The sequence below is a fragment of the Pseudooceanicola sp. NS-SX8 genome, assembly GCF_057380755.1.
On sequence record NZ_CM170819.1, the window covers coordinates 4383088 to 4400048 of the forward strand.

The following is a 16961-nucleotide window of genomic DNA, read 5'->3' on the forward strand; positions in this document are numbered from 1 at the left end:
CGCCTCATGCGGGGATCGCCACCAGTCAGCGCGTTGCGCCCACTGGTGCGCTTGGCCTTTGTGCCGCGCCCGTCATTGCCCGCCCGAGGTTGAGCCGGTCACCTCCCCCACCCACATGGGGGGCAACGCATTCACGAAGGCCTAAGGAGGGCCGGGGCATGTTTGAAAATCTATCCGAACGCCTCTCCGGCGTCTTCGACCGACTGACCAAGGCCGGCGCCCTCTCCGAAGAGGACGTGAAAACCGCCCTGCGCGAAGTGCGCGTCGCCCTGCTGGAGGCCGACGTCTCGCTGCCCGTGGCGCGCTCCTTCATCAAGGCGGTGGAAAAGAAAGCCACCGGCGCCGCCGTCACCAAATCGGTGACCCCGGGCCAGCAGGTCGTCAAGATCGTCCATGACGAACTGATCGGCGTGCTGGCGGGCGAAGGCGAGCCCGGCAAGCTGAAGGTCGACAACCCGCCCGCGCCGATCCTGATGGTCGGCCTGCAGGGCGGCGGTAAAACGACCACCACCGCCAAGCTGGCCAAGCGCCTGAAGGAGCGGGACGGCAAGAAGGTCCTGATGGCCTCGCTTGACGTCAACCGCCCGGCGGCCATGGAACAGCTGGCGATCCTCGGCACCCAGATCGGCGTCGACACCCTGCCCATCGTCAAGGGCGAAGACCCGGTCGCCATCGCCAAGCGCGCCAAGACGCAAGCCTCCCTCGGCGGCTATGACGTCTACATGCTCGACACCGCAGGCCGCTTGTCCATCGACGAAGAACTGATGGCCCAGGTCGAGGCGGTCCGCGACGTGGCGAACCCGCGCGAAACCCTGCTGGTGGTCGACGGCCTGACCGGCCAGGACGCCGTGCACACCGCACAGAACTTCGACGACCGCATCGGCATCTCCGGCGTGGTCCTCACCCGGATGGACGGCGACGGTCGCGGCGGCGCCGCGCTTTCGATGCGCGCCATCACCGGCAAACCCATCAAGTTCGTCGGCCTGGGCGAGAAGATGGACGCCCTGGAAACCTTCGAACCCGACCGGATCGCCGGACGGATCCTCGGCATGGGCGATATCGTCGCCCTGGTCGAAAAGGCCCAGGAAGTCTTCGAGGCCGAGCAGGCGGAGCGCATGATGAAGCGCTTCACCAAGGGTCAGTTCAACATGAACGACCTGAAGATGCAGCTCGAACAGATGCTCAAGATGGGCGGCATGGACGGGATCATGGGCATGATGCCGGGCATGGGCAAGATGGCCAAGCAGGCCGAGGCCGCCGGCATGGACGACAAGATCCTGCACCGCCAGATCGCCCTGATCCAGTCGATGACCAAGAAGGAACGTGCCAATCCGCAGCTCCTGCAGGCCTCCCGCAAGAAGCGGATCGCGGCCGGTGCCGGGCTCGAAGTGTCCGACCTGAACAAGCTTCTGAAGATGCACCGTCAGATGGCGGACGTGATGAAGAAGATGGGCAAGATGGGCAAAGGTGGCATGATGAAACAGGCCATGAAGCAGATGATGGGCAAGGGCGGCGGCCTGCCCGAAGGCATGGACCCCTCCCAGATGGACCCGAAGGCGCTGGAAGAGGCGGCCAAGGCCATGGGCGGCAAGATGCCCGGCGGTCTCGGCGGCATGGGCAAGCTGCCCGGCCTCGGCGGCGGCGCCCTGCCTCCCGGCCTCTCGGGCTTCGGCAAGAAGAAGTAACATGTCCGGCGCGCTCCTCATCTCCTGCGACCGCTTCGCGTCGCTCTTCGTCACCCCGCATCGGGTGACACCGGCCGCGCACCTGCGCGTGTCGGGGGCCGCGCGCCTGCGCGTGTCCGGAGATGACCTGCGCGGCCTGCTCTCCCGCGCCGCCAACGGCGAGGGCGACAACGGCGCCCCCGGGCGGGAGGACGCCGCATGATCGCCTCCACCACCTCCGAATGGCCCGTGATCGAGACCGAGCGCCTGCGCCTCGTCTCCCCCGCCTCGCCGGGCTTCGATGCGAAGGCCGCCTACCTGATGCCCGGCGCCCGTCGCTTCGTCGACCAGCACCCGGACGAGGAAGCCGCCTGGTGGTCCATCGCGACCATCATCGGCCACTGGCACCTGCGCGGCTACGGCCATTTCGCCGTGATCGACAAAGCCACCGGCCTCGACGTCGGGCTGGTCGGCCCCTGGTACCCGCGCGGCTGGCCGGAACCGGAACTGTCCTGGCAGCTGCTGGACGGGGCAGAGGGCAAGGGCTACGCCACCGAAGCGGCACGCGCCGTGCTCGACTGGCTGTTCCAGGACAAGGGCTGGGCCTCCTGCATTTCCCTCGTGGATCCCGAAAACGACCGCTCGGTCGCCATGGTGGAACGGCTGGGCGCACGGCCCGAAGGGATGTTCCACCACCACATGACGGGCGATCTGCGGATCTGGCGCCACCTGCCGCGCACCGCCGCCGGTCGCCGGCTGCTGGAGGGGCTGCAATGACCATGCGCATCCCCACCCTGTCCACGCCCCGCCTGACCCTGCGCGCGCCCGGCCCGCAGGACATCGACATCCTCGTGGCCTTCTACGCCTCCGACCGCTCCGCCTTCGTCGGCGGGCCTAAGACCCGCGCCATGGCCTGGCGCCAGCTGGCGACCGAAATCGGGCACTGGCACCTCAACGGCTATGGCCGCTGGATGGTGGATCTGACGGAGACCGGCGAAACCGTCGGCATGGTCGGCCTGTGGAAACCGCTGGAATGGCCCGAAGCCGAAATCGGCTGGGACCTCTTCGAAGGGTTCGAGGGCAAGGGATACGCGACCGAGGCGGCCGAGGCGGCCCGCGCGTACGCCTATGACGTGCTGGGCTGGACCACCGCGATCTCCCTCGTGGATGCCGACAACCACGGCTCCGCCGGGGTGGCCCGCCGCCTTGGCGCCACGCCCGATGGCATGGCCACGCCCCCGGGCTACGACACGCCCGTGCATGTCTACCGTCACCCGGGGCCCGACGCCCTGGAAGAAGGCGGCGCGGAGGCCTACGCATGACCGCCATCGGCCAACGCACCCACGATCTGCCGATCCCCGTTCTGGAAACCGAACGGCTGATCCTGCGCGCGCCCGAGGCCCGCGATTTCGAACCGCTGAAGACCTTCCTGGCCGACGCGGACCGCACCCGCTTCCTCGGCGGCACCGAAACCGACGAACACCAGGTCTGGCGCGGCTACCTCTATACCATCGGTCACTGGATGTGGCGCGGCTACGGCATCTGGACGCTGGAAGACCGCGCGACCGGCGCCACCGCCGGCCGCATCGGCGTGATCAACCCGCTGGCCTGGGACGAACCGGAACTGTCCTGGCACGTCTACGAAGGCTTCGAGGGCCGTGGCCTTGCCTTCGAGGCGGCCCAGGCCGCGCGCCAGTATGCCGCCGACACCTGGGGCCTCGACCGGCTGATCTCCTACATCGATCCGGTCAACACCCGCTCCCGCGCGCTGGCCGAACGGCTGGGCGCCACCGTGGAACGCGAAAAGACCGAGTTCTTCGGGGAAACCGTCTACGTCTACCGCCACCCCTCGGTGGCCGGAGGTGCGGCATGACCGGTCTGCCCCTGTCCGATATCCCCGTGATCGAGACCGACCGCCTGATCCTGCGCGGCCCGACGCCCGATGCCTACCCGGATTTCAAGGCCACCTTCAGCTCCTACCGCTCGCGCTTCATGGGCGGGCCGCTGAACGCCTATGAAACCTGGATGCTCTACGCCGCCGAAATCGGCCACTGGCAGATCCGCGGCTACGGCATGTGGATCATGCACGACAAGGCGACGGACAAGCCCCTGGGCATGGCCGGCGGCTGGAAACCCGCGACCTGGCCCGAACCGGAACTGGCCTGGATCATCTGGCCGGAAACCGCCGGCCACGGCTACGCGCTCGAAGCGACCCACGCCGCGCGCCACTACTTCTACGAAACCCTCGGCTGGGACGGGGCGGTGTCCTACGTGGACCCCAAGAACCTCGCCTCCATCCGCCTGTGCGAACGCCTCGGTGCCACGCGCGATACCGCCGCCGCCACCGTCGATGGCAATGAGCACTGCTACCGCCATCCCTCCCCCGCGACCCTGCGGTCGGGACAGATTGCCGACGGGATCGAGATGGAGATCCGCTCCTACTCCGATCCCCTCTTCAAGCCGAAAGGATACGCCCTTGACTGATGATGTCACAGCCCGCGCCGCCCAGGTGCTGAAGGAGCACCGCGCCTCCATCGACCGGCTGGATGCGATCCTCGTCTACACCCTGGGGGAGCGGTTCAAGCACACCCAGGCCGTGGGCAAGCTGAAGGCGGAACACGACCTTCCGCCCTCCGACCCCAACCGCGAGGAGGAGCAGATCGCCCGCCTCGAAACCCTCGCGACAGAAGCGGATCTCGATCCCGAATTCGCGAAGAAATTCCTGAATTTCATCATTCAGGAGGTGATCCGGCATCACCGGCAGCACCAGGGCTGACGCCCACACCGGGCAGGCGGGATGAAATCCCGCCCTACCGGAGAAGACCCGGCGGAGGCAACTCCGCCTTCCAACCCGGCAAGGCCCGTAGGGCGGGGTTCACCCCGCCGCCCTGCGGTCCCCGCCAAACCTACCCGGCACGGCCCGTAGGGCGGGGTTCACCCCGCCGCCCCGGTCCCGCCACCCAGAACCCCGCGGCCCCGGCCGCAGCACAGAACGCCATTACAAGGAGAAATACCAATGGCCATGAAAATCCGTCTCGCCCGTGGCGGCTCCAAGAAGCGCCCCTTCTACCGCGTCGTCGCAACCGACAGCCGCATGCCGCGTGACGGCCGCTTCATCGAGAAGCTGGGCACCTACAACCCGCTGCTGCCGAAAGACAGCGAAGAGCGCGTGAAGCTCGACATCGAGCGCATCCAGTACTGGCTCGGCCAGGGCGCCCAGCCGACCGACCGCGTTGCACGCTTCCTCGAAGCCGCCGGCATCGTCGAGAAGAAAGAGCGTTCCAACCCCAAGAAGGGCACCCCGGGCAAAGCCGCCCAGGAACGCGCAGAAGCCAAGGCCGCCAAGGCAGCCGAAGCTTCCGAAGAAGCCGCAGCGGAGTAATCCCGCGCCTGCGGTCCCCGGATCGCATCGGTTTTCGCACCGCCCGGCCCTCGTGCCGGGCGGTCGCATTTCCGGGCCCCGCCTTCTGGCCCCACCTTCTGTCCGGGCCGCCGCAGGCCCCGCCCGGGGCCATGCGCGCCCCGTTTCCCCCGCTTCTGCACATGTTTCGATCAACAGGTGCCGGTTGACGTTGCGCAATCGCCCTCCAACCCGGTCACGCCCACGGAATTCTTGACTGTTTGGTAAAAAGCCCGTTCCCTTTTCTCAAACCTAAGGGGAAGAGACATGCCGATTTCGCTCAAGACGACCTTTACCGGGCTCGAATTCGTAAATCCGTTCGTTCTGGCCTCCGCGCCGCCGACCGAAAGCAAGGCCAAGATCATGCGCGCCTTCGACGCCGGCTGGGGCGGCGTCGTCACCAAGACGATCGGCCTTCACCCGGTCGAAAACGTCGCCGGGCCCAAGACGATCTACCAGCGCACGAGCGAGGAAAAGCCCTACGTCTCGCGCAACAAGCGGCCCGATACCGTCTCGCATTCTTCGTGGAACTGGGAACTGATCTCGGACCAGCCGCTGGACCAATGGCTTCCCGACCTGAAGGAGATCAAGGAAACCTACCCCGATCGCATGGTCATCGCCTCGATCATGGCCGGTGCCGGCAGCGAGGAGGAAATGCGGAACTGGCAGAAGCTGGCCACCGCCGTCATCGGCGTGGGCTGCGATGCGCTGGAACTGAACCTGTCCTGCCCCCACATGGACCGCAAGGACATGGGCGCCCATATCGCCAACGACGAAGAGGTCATCCGCTCGATCCTCAAGGCGGTGAAAGAAGTCGTCGATGTGCCGATCTGGGTCAAGCTGACCCCCTCCACCTCTTCCTTCGTCGAAGCGGCGGGCGTGGCCTATGACGCCGGCGCCTCCGCGATCTCCCTTTGCAACACCTTCCCCTCGCTGCCGCTGATGGATCCCGAGACCCTGAAATTTGAGGTGGAGGTCGACGGCCTCGTGACCTCCGGTGGCCAGGGCGGCCTGGCGATCCTCAACCAGGCGCTGCAGCGCGTCTCCTCCCTGAACAAGGCCTATCCGGATCAGGCAATCTCCGGCATCGGCGGCATCAAGGGCTTCCGAGAGGCCTTCAACTTCATCGTCCACGGCGCCGGCAACCTGCAGGTCTGCACCGCCGCGATGGAGGAAAAGGGCAGCGGCGGCGTCGGCATCAAGATGATCCAGGAACTGAAGACCGACCTGGCCGATTACCTGGAACGCAAGGGCCACACCTCGATCGAGGATTTCCGCGGCATCGCCCGCGACCGGATCGTCGAACATTCGCAGGTCCGCCGGAAGAGCGACGCCTACAACGGCGGATACGAGAAAACGGCCTGACGGCCCCACGCGTGCCGCCCCGGCGGCCCATGCATCAGGGCGGCGGCCACCAGTGCCGCCGCCTCGACGCCCCTCAAAAGCCTCCGATCCGGGCCCACATCCCGGATGGCGGGCAACCGACAAGCCTTTGTGCCTGTCTGACTTTTCGCAGTCCCGCCTTTTCGCACCTCACCGGCGCCCTGCCACTTTTCCGTCCAGATTCCGGACTATCTGAACACGTAGGACGACCGCTCCGGTCAACCTGCGCGGCAGTACCGCCGCGCACCACGCGGACAATTCGGGACCTGGGATGCTGTTTCGCCTCTTCCGCCTGCCGATCCTCCTCTGCCTCGCCTTCCTCGCGGGGATCGTTTACGAGCGGGACCGCGTCGCGCAGGAATGTCTGGACAACCCGGAGCTTTCGTCGGACATCCTCTGCGAATAAGATCACCTGCAGGATCTCTTGTCAGATCGCTGAAACCCGTTCCCTCCGGCCGCATCCGGCGACCGGCATCCGCCTCCGCAGCCCGCTGCGGGGCGCCGCATTCCAGGCCCGAACCACATGTCCGATCCCGAAAGCCCCAGCCCCGACCTCATCTGCCTCGGCGCCATCGCCGGCGCCTTCGGCGTGCGGGGCGAAGTGCGGCTGAAAAGCTTCTGCACCGATCCCGAAACCATCGCCGACTACGCGCCCCTGACGACGGAGGACGGCAGCCGCAGCTTCTCCCTCACCGTGACCCGCGCGATCAAGAACGGCCTGGCCGTGCGCCTGTCCGGCGTGGAAACGAAAGAGGATGCCGATGCGCTTAAGGGTCTGCGCCTCTTCGCGCCGCGCGACCGTCTTCCGGCGCTGCCCGATGATGAATTCTACCACGCCGACCTGATCGGGCTGGAAGTGGTGGACACCGGCGGCACCGTCCTGGGCCGGATCCGCGCGGTGATGGATCACGGCGCGGGCGACCTGCTGGAAATCGCCGGGCCGGGGCTGAAATCCACCGTGTTGCTGCCCTTCACCCATGATGCCGTGCCCACCGTCGACCTGGACGCGGGCCGCATCGTGGCCGACCCGCCCGAAGGCCTGTTCTGATCGACTTGTCCTGATTGCCCGGTTACTCTTCGGCTTGTTTCTGTCTGTCTCGTTACCGAGTGCCGTGTGAAAGGGTCCCGCAATAGACGGTCGCCGACGCCTGATAGTTCATCCGGGGTTCCACAAGACCGGCACCTCCACCGTGCAACGGATGCTCTGGCGCGGGCGCAGGCATCTGGCACGCGTTGCCCGTATCCTTCTGAAGGACGACATGCAGGATCTCTGCGCGGCCGCCCGCGCGGCGGCAAAGATCGCCAGCCGGGGCCCGGATGCCGCGCGCGATCCGCCCGCGCCCCCGGCCACCCGCTCCGTTATCGTCACCTTCGATGACCCGCCGATCCCCGGCCAGCCCCCCGCGCCGCCGCCCGCGTCCAAGGCCGCTCCGCCACCCGTGCCCGAAGACGAAGCCACCACCCGGGCGCTCGACCAGGTGGAGGAGGAAGCGGCCCGGCTTTTCGCCACCCTCGACCCCGACGATCCGCGCTGCCTGCTGATCAGCGCCGAAGACCTCTCCGGGCTGATCCCCGGGCGCGACGGCCGCCTGGGATATCCCCTGGCCGGGCCGCTCCTGTCGCGACTGCGCGCCGGCCTCTGCCACGCCTGGCGAGAGGCCCCCACGGAAGAGATCTACTATTTCTCCACCCGCGAAGCCGACCCCTGGGTCCGCTCCTGCCACGCCCACCACCTGCGCCACACCCGCATGACGCTGGACCTGTCCGACTACGCCGATCAGCAGCACCCCGGCGCCGACCTGCAGGCGCACCTGGCAGAGATCGCCCGCCACCTGCCCGGCGCCCGCATCCTCTCCCGCCCGCTGGAGGCGCTTGCGGACCTGCCCCTCGGCCCCGCCACACCGCTCCTCGACCTGATCGAAACGCCCCCCGCCCTGCGGGACCGCCTGCACCGGGTAAAGCCCCGCAACCGCGCCTTCCCGCCCGACCTGCTGGACCAGTTCCTGCAGATCAACCGGGCCGGCGGATCGCGGCAGCAGCTGGAGAGACGCAAACAGGCATTGATCGACGCCACCCGCAGGGGGTAGACCGCGCGCCGACGACAAAGGAACGCAGCATGACCCAGACCCCCGATGATCCGCAGGACGGCAGCCCCAGGGCTTCGGCGCCGAAGGCTCTGGGCATGAAAACCCACGCCCCCCTTTCGGGCGAGCTGAAATCCCATGGCCGCAAATCCATCTCCGCCTCGCTGAAACCGCGCAGCCTGATGGATGAACCCGAAACCCTCGCCGGGGTCTGGACCGCGCAGATCATCACCCTGCTGCCCGACGCCTTCCCCGGCCTGCTGGGCGAAAGCCTCACCGGAAAGGCCCTGCGCGACGGGCTCTGGCAGCTGCAGAAGATCGCCCTGCGCGAACACGGGCTGGGCAAGCATCGCAATGTCGATGACACGCCCGCCGGCGGCGGCGCGGGCATGGTCCTGCGCGCCGATGTCATGGGCGCCGCCATCGAAGAGGCGCACCGCCTCTTCCGCGCGCCGCGCCCGCTGGTCTACCTGTCCCCCCGGGGCCGCCGCTTTGATCAGCAGATGGCCCGCGACTGGGCCCGCGCGCCGGGTGTCACCCTGATCTGCGGCCGCTTCGAAGGCCTCGATGAACGGGTGCTGCAGCACTACCGCATCCAGGAAGTCTCCCTTGGCGATTTCGTCATGACGGGGGGCGAACCGGCGGCCCAGGCCATGCTCGACGCCACCGTGCGCCTGCTGCCCGGCGTCCTCGGCAATGCCGATTCCACGGTGGAGGAAAGCTTCTCCGACGGCATGCTGGAACACCCCCAGTACACCCGGCCGCCGGAATGGAACGGCCTGAAAATCCCCGATGTCATCATGTCCGGCAACCACGGCGCCATCGCCAAATGGCGGCAGGAGATGTCGGAACGCATCACCCGCACCCGCCGTCCCGACCTCTGGGCGGCCTCCCGCGAAGGGCTGCTGGACGACGCGGTGCGAGAGGTCAGCGATGCCGCCACCCTCGCCACCTATATCGAGGCAGAGGCGCCCGACCTCGCCCCCCTCGCCCGGGCCCTGCGCGACCGGGAAGACGCCGCGGCCCTGCCCGCCAACCCCTTCCGCGCCCTGGCCCAGCTGCTGCGCCTCGGGCGCCGCTGATCCGCACGCCCCAGACCCGAGCCCCGGACCCGGGCCCCAGCCCCGAGCCCCTGACGCGGGCCGCAACCTGTTTGGCATCCCCGCGGCACGCTGCTAGCCTCCGCGCTCAGTCCAAGGGGAGCCTTCCATGACCACCGTCCTTTTCGCCGCCACCGATCAGCGCTGGACCGAATACGAAGCGCCCCTGCGTCAGGCCTTCGCCGATACCGGGCGCCAGGTGACCCTGACCGCCGATATCGCGGGCACGGACCCGGCAAGCGTCGATTACATCGTCTACGCGCCCAATTCCCCGCTGCAGGATTTCACCCCCTACACCCGCTGCAAGGCGGTGCTGAACCTCTGGGCCGGGGTAGAAGCGATCACCGGCAACCAGACCCTGACCCAGCCGCTCTGCCGGATGGTGGATCACGGGCTGACCCGGGGCATGGTCGAATGGGTCACCGCCCACAGCCTGCGCCACCACATGCGGATCGACCATTTCCTGGCCCATCAGGATGGCGACTGGGAGGCGGCGAAACTGGTCCCGCCCCTGGCAGAGGAACGCCCCGTCACCGTGCTGGGCCTGGGGGAGCTGGGCGCCGCCTGCGCAGGCACCCTTGCCTCCCTCGGCTTCCCCGTCACCGGCTGGTCGCGCACGCAGAAGGAGGTCGAAGGCATCACCTGCCTCGCAGGCCCCGAGGGCCTCGATCAGGCGCTCTCCACCGCGCAGATCCTCGTGCTGCTGCTGCCGCTGACCCCGGAAACCACCGACCTGCTCGATGCCGCCCGACTGGCGCAGCTGCCCCGGGGCGCGGTGATCCTCAACCCCGGGCGCGGGCCCCTCATCGTGGACGAGGCGCTCATCGCCGCGCTCGACAGCGGCCATCTCGACCATGCCACCCTCGATGTCTTCCGCGAAGAGCCCCTGCCCGCCGATCACCCCTTCTGGGCGCATCCGAAGGTCACGGTCTGCCCGCATATCGCCTCGGAAACCCGCGCGCTGACGGCCTCCCGGATCATCGCGGAAAACGTCGAACGTGGCGAGGCGGGCGAACCCTTCCGCTTCCTCGTCGACCGCAGCCGGGGTTACTGACCCGGCTCAGTCCCGGGCGCCGCGGGCCTCCGCCCCATGTCCTCGAAGAAGCGCAGCAGGTAGCCATCGGGATCCGCCACGACGAACTGGCGGTTCCCGCCCTCCTCGGCGCCCACCCGGTACCACCGCTCCTCCGGGCCAAGGAACAGCGCCACCCCCGCGCCCTCCAGCGCCGCCAGCATCGGCGCCAGCGCAGTGACCTCGATCTGCAGGTTCACCCCCCGCCCGAAGGGCCGCGCCCCGGGCATGTGCCCGTCGTCGAAATCCCGCCCTGTCCCGATCTGGTCCAGCATGATTTCCGCCCCCTCCCGTTCGAGGTAGCAAAACCCCTCCTCCGGCCGGGCGTAGCGCACCGCGAAGCCAAGCAGCTCGCAATAGAACCGCATCGAGGCCGCGCAATCCGTCACCGACAGTTCCGGCACCAGCGCATTCGACATTCCCGTTCCTCCCACCGCGCGTTGCGCGGGCTTTCCGGCCCGCTGCCGCGCGCCCTGTTAACCTTCACCCCGGGCAAATGACCCTACCGCCGTGATACCGACGGAATACCGACGTTAAACCGACATCCCGTCCGGTCCTCGGCCAAAGCCTTAACCTTTGCTGACAAAACCTTGCCAGATGCGAAAAGGGCGGCGCATCGCGGCACCGCCCTCCCATTTTCTGGCCCAAATATCCCCGCCGGAGGCTCCCCCGGTCGCGGACGGAACGGGCGTCAGAGGTTGGCGTAAACCGCCACCACCTTCTCGATGGCCGCTTCCGGTGCCATCTCCTCGCTCTCGCCCGTCCGGCGGCAGGTCAGCTCGACCACGCCGTTCTTGAGGCCCCGCGGGCCGACGGTGATGCGCCAGGGCAGACCGATCAGGTCCATGGTGGCGAACTTGCCGCCCGCGCGCTCGTCGCGGTCGTCGTAAAGCGGCTCCAACCCCTTCTTTTCAAAGGCCTTGTAGATCTCCTCGCAGGCCGCATCGGCCTCTTCGTCGCCGGTCTTCAGGTTCACGATGCCGACGTGGAAGGGGGTGACACCCTCGGGCCAGATGATGCCCTTGTCGTCGTGGTTGGCCTCGATGATGGCGCCGATCAGGCGGCTGACGCCGATCCCGTGGGAGCCCATGTGGACCGGCACCTGCTTGCCGTCCGGCCCCTGCACCGTGGCGCCCATGGCCTCGGAATACTTGGTGCCGAAGTAGAAGATCTGGCCCACTTCGATGCCCCGCGCAGTGCGGCGGCGCTCCTCGGGAACCTCGGCGAAGATGGCTTCGTCGTGGGTCTCGTCGGTGCGCGCGTAACGGCTGGTGAACTCCTCCAGAACCGCCTGACATTGCTCGACATTGTCGTAATCAATCTCACGGTCGCCAAAGGTCAGATCGGTGATTTCCGCATCGTAGAAGACCTCCGACTCGCCCGTGTCGGCCAGCACCAGGAACTCATGGGTGTTCTCCCCGCCGATGGGGCCCGAATCGGCGCGCATCGGGATCGCCTGCAGGCCCATCCGCTCGTAGGTGCGCAGGTAGCTCACCAGGTGGCGGTTGTAGGCGTGCAGCGCATCTTCCTTGGTCAGGTCGAAGTTGTAGCCGTCCTTCATGTAGAACTCGCGGCCCCGCATCACGCCGAAGCGCGGGCGGATCTCGTCGCGGAACTTCCACTGGATCTGGTACAGCGTCAGCGGCAGGTCCTTGTAGGACTTCACGTAGCTGCGGAAGATGTCGGTGATCGCTTCCTCGTTGGTCGGACCATAGAGCATGTCACGGTCCTGCCGGTCGCGGATGCGCAGCATTTCAGGGCCATAGGCATCGTAGCGGCCCGATTCCTTCCACAGGTCGGCAGATTGCAGCGTCGGCATCTGCAGCGGGATATGGCCCGCGCGCTGCTGTTCCTCGTGGACGATGTTTTCCAGCTTCCTCAGGATCTTGAAGCCCATCGGCAGCCAGTAGTAGATGCCGGCGGAGGCCTGCTTGATCATGCCGGCCCGCAGCATCAGGCGGTGGCTGGCGATCTGCGCCTCGGCAGGCGTCTCCTTGAGCACGGGCAGGAAGTAGCGGGACAGACGCATGGTGGCCTCTCTATCATGGATCGGCCCTGATTTATTGAATGCGGGGCGGCCCGGCAATGCCCCACAGGCGGATCCACGCGCTATTCTCGCGGTTCTTCGCTTGAAAAATGCCCGTTTCAGGGCGAGATAGAGCTAAACCGTCCGGAGGAGTCGTTGGCCTTGCCCGTCCGCAAGCAGCTCAAGTACTGGGGCATCGCCGCGGCGGTGTTCCTCTTCGCGCTCTGGTGGCTGGGCAACGTCATCATGCCCTTCCTGCTGGGCATGGCCATCGCCTATTTCCTCGACCCGGTCGCGGACAAGCTTGAAAAACTGGGCGCATCGCGTGCGCTGGCCACCGCGATCATCACCATCGGCGCGCTGGTCATCTTCATCCTGGCGGCGCTGCTGGTTCTGCCGATGGCGATCAACCAGTCGCTCGACCTGTTCAACACCGCCCCCGACCTGTTCCAGAACCTGCAGACCTTCCTGACGGAGCGATTCCCCCAGTTGCTGGAAACCGACTCGGTCCTGCGGCAGTCGCTTTCCGCCGTCGGCGAAACAATCAGCTCGAAGGGCGGCGAACTGCTCAATACCGCGCTGGCCTCCGTGGGCTCGCTGATCTCCATCGTGACGCTCTTCGTCATCGTGCCCGTCGTGGCCTTCTACCTGCTGTTCGACTGGGACAACATGGTGGCCGAAATCGACAGCCTGCTGCCCCGCGATCACGCCGAGACGATCCGCGCCCTGGCCGGCGAAATCGACCGCACCCTTGCGGGCTTCATCCGCGGCATGGGCTCCGTCTGCCTGATCCTGGGCACCTACTACGCTGGCGCGCTGATGCTGGCGGGGCTGAACTTCGGCCTGGTGATCGGCGCCGTGGCGGGCCTGCTGACCTTCATCCCCTATGTCGGCGCGCTGACCGGGGGCGTGCTGGCCATCGGGCTGGCCTTCTTCCAGTTCTGGGGCGACTGGCTACACATCGGCATCGTCATCGGCATCTTCGTCATCGGCCAGGTGGTCGAGGGCAACTTCCTGACGCCCAAGCTCGTCGGATCCTCGGTGGGCCTGCACCCGGTCTGGCTGATCTTCGCCCTTTCCGTCTTCGGCTCCCTCTTCGGCTTCGTCGGCATGCTGGCCGCCGTGCCCCTGGCCGCGGCCATCGGTGTGCTCGCCCGCTTCATGATCCGCCAGTACCGGCAAAGCAGCCTGTATCGCGGCGTCAGCGACCGGCCCTGGGATGATGCTCCGGCCGAGCAGCAGGACTGAGGGCATGACGCAGGAGCAGAAACCCCTCGACCTGCGGATCCCGCCGGGCCGCATGACGCGCGAGGATTTCATCCTCGGAACGTCCAACCAGGTCGCCTTCGCCATGCTCGAAAGCTGGCCCGACGGATGGTCCGCCCGCAAGATGGCGCTGACCGGGCCCAAAGGGTCCGGCAAGACGCACCTGACCCACATCTGGGCCGAACGCGCCCGCGCCGCCGTCATCTCCGCCCGCGATCTTGCCTGCGTCGACGTGCCCGCGCTGGCGCGTGGCTGCGTCGCCGTCGAGGACGTGCCGATGATCGCCGGGGATGCCCAGGCCGAAGAGGCGCTCTTTCACCTGCACAACCTGACCCTGGCAGAGGGCAACATGCTGCTGGTCACCGCGCCCACGCCGCCCTCCCGCTGGCCGCTGGCCCTGCCCGATCTCGCCTCCCGCATGCAGGCCTGCCCCACCGTCGGCCTACAGGCCCCCGATGACGAGCTGCTGGGCGCCCTGCTGACCAAGTTCTTTGCCGAACGGCAGGTGATCCCCGGCCCAGACGTGATCCCCTTCCTGCTGAAGCGGATCGAACGCTCCTTCACCGCGGCCCGCGCCATGGCCGCCGCGCTCGACGCCCAGTCGCTGGCCGAAAAGCGGCCCGTCACCCGCACCATGGCCGCAAAAGTGCTGGAGCGTCTGGAAGCTGCCTCCGGGAAGGCGTAACCTCGGACCGTCCGAAAGGCCGGATACCGTTTTTATGCCTTAAGAAACCGTTACGTTTTTCCCCCATTCAGGCGACATGATCGACTCCGACTTCCTCAACCGTCCCGCCCCCGCCCCGGTCTCCATGCCGGAGCTCGACTCCAGCAGCCCGCAGCGGTTCCACAACCGTGAACTCAGCTGGCTGGGCTTCAACTGGCGGGTCCTGGAAGAGGCGGAAAACCCGGCGGTGCCCCTGCTGGAACGGCTGCGCTTTTTGTCGATCAGCGCCACCAACCTGGATGAATTCTACACCGTCCGCGTCGCCGGCCTGCGCGAACTGGCCAAGGCCGGCAACACCAACCCGGCGGCCGATGGCATGACCCCGGCCGAACAGCTGGTGAAGATCAACGAGGACGCCCGGAACCTGATGCTGCATCAGCAAAAGGTGCTCGAAGACCTCAACGGGCTGATGACGGCGGAAAACATCTTCATCCTGCTGCGCGACCAGCTCACCGAAGAGGACCTGACCCACCTCGACCGGATCTTCCTGACGCGGATCTTCCCCGTGCTGTCGCCGCTGGCCATCGACCCGGCGCACCCCTTCCCCTTCATCCCGAACCTGGGCTTCTCCCTCGCGCTGCAACTGGAACGCAAGCGCGACCGGCGCCCCCTGCAGGCGCTGCTGCCGATCCCGCATCAGATCGACCGCTTCCTGCGCCTGCCCGCCCCCGAAGGCGCCCTGCGCTTCGTCCCGCTGGAAGAGGTCCTGCTGGTCTTCCTCGACCGGCTCTTCCCCGGTTACCGCGATGTCGGCCACTGCACCTTCCGCGTGCTGCGCGACAGCGACCTGGAGATCGAGGAAGAGGCCGAAGACCTGGTGCGGGAATTCGAAACCGCCCTGAAACGCCGCCGCCGCGGCGAGGTGGTCCGCCTGAAGATGTCCTCCGGCGCGCCGGAGCAGCTGACCCGCGTGATCAAGCACGAGCTGCGCGTCACCGGCGACGAGGTGATAGAGGTCGACGGGCTGATCGGCATGTCCTCCCTGTCGGAACTGGTGGTCGACGACCGGCCCGACCTGCTCTGGCCCAAGTTCACGCCGCGTGTGCCCGAACGGGTCACCGACCACGAAGGCGACATGTTCGCGGCGATCCGGCAAAAGGACATGCTGCTGCATCACCCCTATGAAACCTTCGACATGGTGATCCGCTTCCTGACCCAGGCGGCGCAGGATCCCGACGTGGTGGCGATCAAGCAGACGCTCTACCGCACGTCGAAGAACTCTCCCATCGTGGCCGCCCTGTGCGAGGCAGCGGAGGAGGGCAAATCCGTCACCGCCCTGGTGGAACTGAAGGCCCGCTTCGACGAGGCCGCCAACATCCACCAGTCGCGGCGCCTGGAACGCTCCGGCGCGCATGTGGTCTACGGCTTCGTCGACTGGAAGACCCACGCCAAGATCAGCTCCGTCGTCCGGCGCGAGGGGGACGAACTGGTGACCTATACCCACTACGGCACCGGCAACTACCACCCGATCACCGCACGGATCTACACCGACCTGTCGTTCTTCACCTGCGATGCGGAACTGGGCCGCGATGCCACCCGGGTCTTCAACTACCTTTCCGGCTATGCCCAGCCTGAGAGGCTGGAAAACCTGTCGATCTCGCCGCTGACGATGAAAGCCGACCTGATCCGCATGATAGGGGAGGAGGCCGAGCACGCCCGCGCCGGACGCCCCGCCGCCATCTGGGCCAAGATGAACTCCCTCATCGAACCGGACGTGATCGACGCGCTCTATGCCGCGGGCCAGGCGGGGGTGAAGATCGACCTGGTGATCCGCGGTATCTGCGGCCTGCGCCCGGGAATCGCGGGTCTGTCGCCCAATATCCGCGTGAAATCCATCGTCGGCCGCTTCCTGGAACATTCGCGCATCGTCTGCTTCGGCAACGGGCGCGGCCTGCCCGCCGCCGATTGCCGGGTGTTCTTCTCCTCCGCCGACTGGATGGGGCGCAACCTCAACCGCCGCGTGGAAACCCTGGTGGAATGCAAGAACCAGACGGTGAAGGACCAGATCGTGCGCCAGATCATGGCCGCCAACCTGCACGACACCGAACAAAGCTGGGTCATGCAGCCCGACGGCCGCTTCCTGCGCGCGGATCGCCCCACCGATGGAACCGCCTTCAACTGCCACCGGTTCTTCATGGAGAACCCGTCGCTCTCCGGCCGCGGGTCTGCCGGTGCCGCGGATGTTGTGCGGCTGACACACGATCAGTCCGCAGGTTGACCGCGGCCCCCGGCTTTGCGCATA

At 67.2% G+C, this 16961-nt stretch carries 18 protein-coding genes and 1 pseudogene; 17 read left to right on the forward strand and 2 right to left on the reverse strand.

Features of this window, described 5'->3' with window-relative positions:
• Positions 1-158 precede the first annotated feature (158 nt).
• The 14 genes and pseudogenes from ffh to AC2IR1_RS20185 all read left to right on the forward strand — a co-directional run bounded on the left by ffh (position 159) and on the right by AC2IR1_RS20185 (position 10685).
• Entirely contained in the window at positions 159-1685 is a 1527-nt protein-coding gene (gene ffh, locus AC2IR1_RS20120; protein WP_486473757.1) for a signal recognition particle protein, read from the forward strand.
• 1 nt (position 1686) lies between these two features.
• Complete coding sequence (locus tag AC2IR1_RS20125; RefSeq protein WP_486473758.1) at positions 1687-1887, forward strand: hypothetical protein; 201 nt, start codon at positions 1687-1689, stop codon at positions 1885-1887.
• On the forward strand, positions 1884-2441 hold the full coding sequence (locus tag AC2IR1_RS20130; protein WP_486473759.1) for a GNAT family N-acetyltransferase: 558 nt from the start codon (positions 1884-1886) through the stop codon (positions 2439-2441). The genes AC2IR1_RS20125 and AC2IR1_RS20130 overlap by 4 nt, the downstream gene beginning before the upstream one ends.
• Positions 2438-2986, forward strand: coding sequence for a GNAT family N-acetyltransferase (locus tag AC2IR1_RS20135; RefSeq protein ID WP_486473760.1), 549 nt, complete (start codon positions 2438-2440; stop codon positions 2984-2986). The genes AC2IR1_RS20130 and AC2IR1_RS20135 overlap by 4 nt, the downstream gene beginning before the upstream one ends.
• Positions 2983-3537, forward strand: a complete 555-nt coding sequence (locus tag AC2IR1_RS20140; RefSeq protein ID WP_486473761.1) for a GNAT family N-acetyltransferase — start codon at positions 2983-2985, stop codon at positions 3535-3537. The genes AC2IR1_RS20135 and AC2IR1_RS20140 overlap by 4 nt, the downstream gene beginning before the upstream one ends.
• Positions 3534-4148 (forward strand): GNAT family N-acetyltransferase, encoded by a 615-nt coding sequence (locus tag AC2IR1_RS20145; RefSeq protein WP_486473762.1) that lies wholly within the window; start codon positions 3534-3536, stop codon positions 4146-4148. The genes AC2IR1_RS20140 and AC2IR1_RS20145 overlap by 4 nt, the downstream gene beginning before the upstream one ends.
• Positions 4141-4440, forward strand: coding sequence for a chorismate mutase (locus tag AC2IR1_RS20150; RefSeq protein WP_486473763.1), 300 nt, complete (start codon positions 4141-4143; stop codon positions 4438-4440). Before AC2IR1_RS20145 ends, AC2IR1_RS20150 begins: the two co-directional genes overlap by 8 nt.
• A 240-nt stretch (positions 4441-4680) precedes the next feature.
• Positions 4681-5046 carry a 30S ribosomal protein S16 gene (gene rpsP / locus AC2IR1_RS20155; protein ID WP_486473764.1) on the forward strand — a complete coding sequence of 122 codons (366 nt, stop codon included), beginning with the start codon at positions 4681-4683 and terminating at the stop codon, positions 5044-5046.
• 285 nt (positions 5047-5331) lie between these two features.
• Complete coding sequence (locus tag AC2IR1_RS20160; RefSeq protein WP_486473765.1) at positions 5332-6429, forward strand: tRNA-dihydrouridine synthase; 1098 nt, start codon at positions 5332-5334, stop codon at positions 6427-6429.
• Between the two features lie 289 nt (positions 6430-6718).
• The gene (locus tag AC2IR1_RS20165; RefSeq protein ID WP_486473766.1) at positions 6719-6853 is read left to right on the forward strand and encodes a hypothetical protein; all 135 of its coding nucleotides are present in this window, start codon (positions 6719-6721) and stop codon (positions 6851-6853) included.
• 117 nt (positions 6854-6970) lie between these two features.
• Positions 6971-7495, forward strand: a complete 525-nt coding sequence (gene rimM, locus AC2IR1_RS20170) for a ribosome maturation factor RimM (protein ID WP_486473767.1) — start codon at positions 6971-6973, stop codon at positions 7493-7495.
• 211 nt (positions 7496-7706) lie between these two features.
• A complete protein-coding gene (locus AC2IR1_RS20175) occupies positions 7707-8534 on the forward strand; it encodes a hypothetical protein (protein ID WP_486473768.1) in 828 nt (275 codons plus the stop codon).
• A 95-nt stretch (positions 8535-8629) separates the two neighbouring features.
• Positions 8630-9421 (forward strand): annotated as a pseudogene (gene trmD, locus AC2IR1_RS20180) (tRNA (guanosine(37)-N1)-methyltransferase TrmD); the annotation flags it as partial.
• 319 nt (positions 9422-9740) lie between these two features.
• The gene (locus AC2IR1_RS20185; protein WP_486473769.1) at positions 9741-10685 is read left to right on the forward strand and encodes a 2-hydroxyacid dehydrogenase; all 945 of its coding nucleotides are present in this window, start codon (positions 9741-9743) and stop codon (positions 10683-10685) included.
• Here the strand turns inward: AC2IR1_RS20185 and AC2IR1_RS20190 are convergent.
• Positions 10679-11122 (reverse strand): bleomycin resistance protein, encoded by a 444-nt coding sequence (locus AC2IR1_RS20190; protein ID WP_486473770.1) that lies wholly within the window; start codon positions 11120-11122, stop codon positions 10679-10681. The two genes, AC2IR1_RS20185 and AC2IR1_RS20190, sit on opposite strands and share 7 nt — an antisense overlap.
• A 272-nt stretch (positions 11123-11394) precedes the next feature.
• On the reverse strand, positions 11395-12732 hold the full coding sequence (gene proS, locus AC2IR1_RS20195; protein ID WP_486473771.1) for a proline--tRNA ligase: 1338 nt from the start codon (positions 12730-12732) through the stop codon (positions 11395-11397).
• Positions 12733-12885: 153 nt separating this feature from the next.
• Between proS and AC2IR1_RS20200 the strand changes: the two genes are divergently transcribed.
• The 3 genes from AC2IR1_RS20200 to AC2IR1_RS20210 all read left to right on the forward strand — a co-directional run bounded on the left by AC2IR1_RS20200 (position 12886) and on the right by AC2IR1_RS20210 (position 16937).
• Positions 12886-13977 carry an AI-2E family transporter gene (locus AC2IR1_RS20200; RefSeq protein ID WP_486473772.1) on the forward strand — a complete coding sequence of 364 codons (1092 nt, stop codon included), beginning with the start codon at positions 12886-12888 and terminating at the stop codon, positions 13975-13977.
• A gap of 4 nt (positions 13978-13981) precedes the next feature.
• A complete protein-coding gene (locus tag AC2IR1_RS20205) occupies positions 13982-14680 on the forward strand; it encodes a DnaA/Hda family protein (protein WP_486473773.1) in 699 nt (232 codons plus the stop codon).
• A 76-nt stretch (positions 14681-14756) separates the two neighbouring features.
• Complete coding sequence (locus AC2IR1_RS20210; RefSeq protein WP_486473774.1) at positions 14757-16937, forward strand: RNA degradosome polyphosphate kinase; 2181 nt, start codon at positions 14757-14759, stop codon at positions 16935-16937.
• Positions 16938-16961 lie beyond the last annotated feature (24 nt).

Excerpts from the sequence above, each read along its gene's own strand:
- ffh (WP_486473757.1), top strand. The coding sequence starts at position 159 with ATGTTTGAAAATCTATCCGAACGCCTCTCCGGCGTCTTCGACCGACTG.
- AC2IR1_RS20125 (WP_486473758.1), top strand. The coding sequence starts at position 1,687 with ATGTCCGGCGCGCTCCTCATCTCCTGCGACCGCTTCGCGTCGCTCTTC.
- AC2IR1_RS20130 (WP_486473759.1), top strand. The coding sequence starts at position 1,884 with ATGATCGCCTCCACCACCTCCGAATGGCCCGTGATCGAGACCGAGCGC.
- AC2IR1_RS20135 (WP_486473760.1), top strand. The coding sequence starts at position 2,438 with ATGACCATGCGCATCCCCACCCTGTCCACGCCCCGCCTGACCCTGCGC.
- AC2IR1_RS20140 (WP_486473761.1), top strand. The coding sequence starts at position 2,983 with ATGACCGCCATCGGCCAACGCACCCACGATCTGCCGATCCCCGTTCTG.
- AC2IR1_RS20145 (WP_486473762.1), top strand. The coding sequence starts at position 3,534 with ATGACCGGTCTGCCCCTGTCCGATATCCCCGTGATCGAGACCGACCGC.
- rpsP (WP_486473764.1), top strand. The coding sequence starts at position 4,681 with ATGGCCATGAAAATCCGTCTCGCCCGTGGCGGCTCCAAGAAGCGCCCC.
- AC2IR1_RS20160 (WP_486473765.1), top strand. The coding sequence starts at position 5,332 with ATGCCGATTTCGCTCAAGACGACCTTTACCGGGCTCGAATTCGTAAAT.
- AC2IR1_RS20165 (WP_486473766.1), top strand. The coding sequence starts at position 6,719 with ATGCTGTTTCGCCTCTTCCGCCTGCCGATCCTCCTCTGCCTCGCCTTC.
- rimM (WP_486473767.1), top strand. The coding sequence starts at position 6,971 with ATGTCCGATCCCGAAAGCCCCAGCCCCGACCTCATCTGCCTCGGCGCC.
- AC2IR1_RS20175 (WP_486473768.1), top strand. The coding sequence starts at position 7,707 with ATGCAGGATCTCTGCGCGGCCGCCCGCGCGGCGGCAAAGATCGCCAGC.
- AC2IR1_RS20185 (WP_486473769.1), top strand. The coding sequence starts at position 9,741 with ATGACCACCGTCCTTTTCGCCGCCACCGATCAGCGCTGGACCGAATAC.
- AC2IR1_RS20190 (WP_486473770.1), bottom strand. The coding sequence starts at position 11,122 with ATGTCGAATGCGCTGGTGCCGGAACTGTCGGTGACGGATTGCGCGGCC.
- proS (WP_486473771.1), bottom strand. The coding sequence starts at position 12,732 with ATGCGTCTGTCCCGCTACTTCCTGCCCGTGCTCAAGGAGACGCCTGCC.
- AC2IR1_RS20205 (WP_486473773.1), top strand. The coding sequence starts at position 13,982 with ATGACGCAGGAGCAGAAACCCCTCGACCTGCGGATCCCGCCGGGCCGC.
- AC2IR1_RS20210 (WP_486473774.1), top strand. The coding sequence starts at position 14,757 with ATGATCGACTCCGACTTCCTCAACCGTCCCGCCCCCGCCCCGGTCTCC.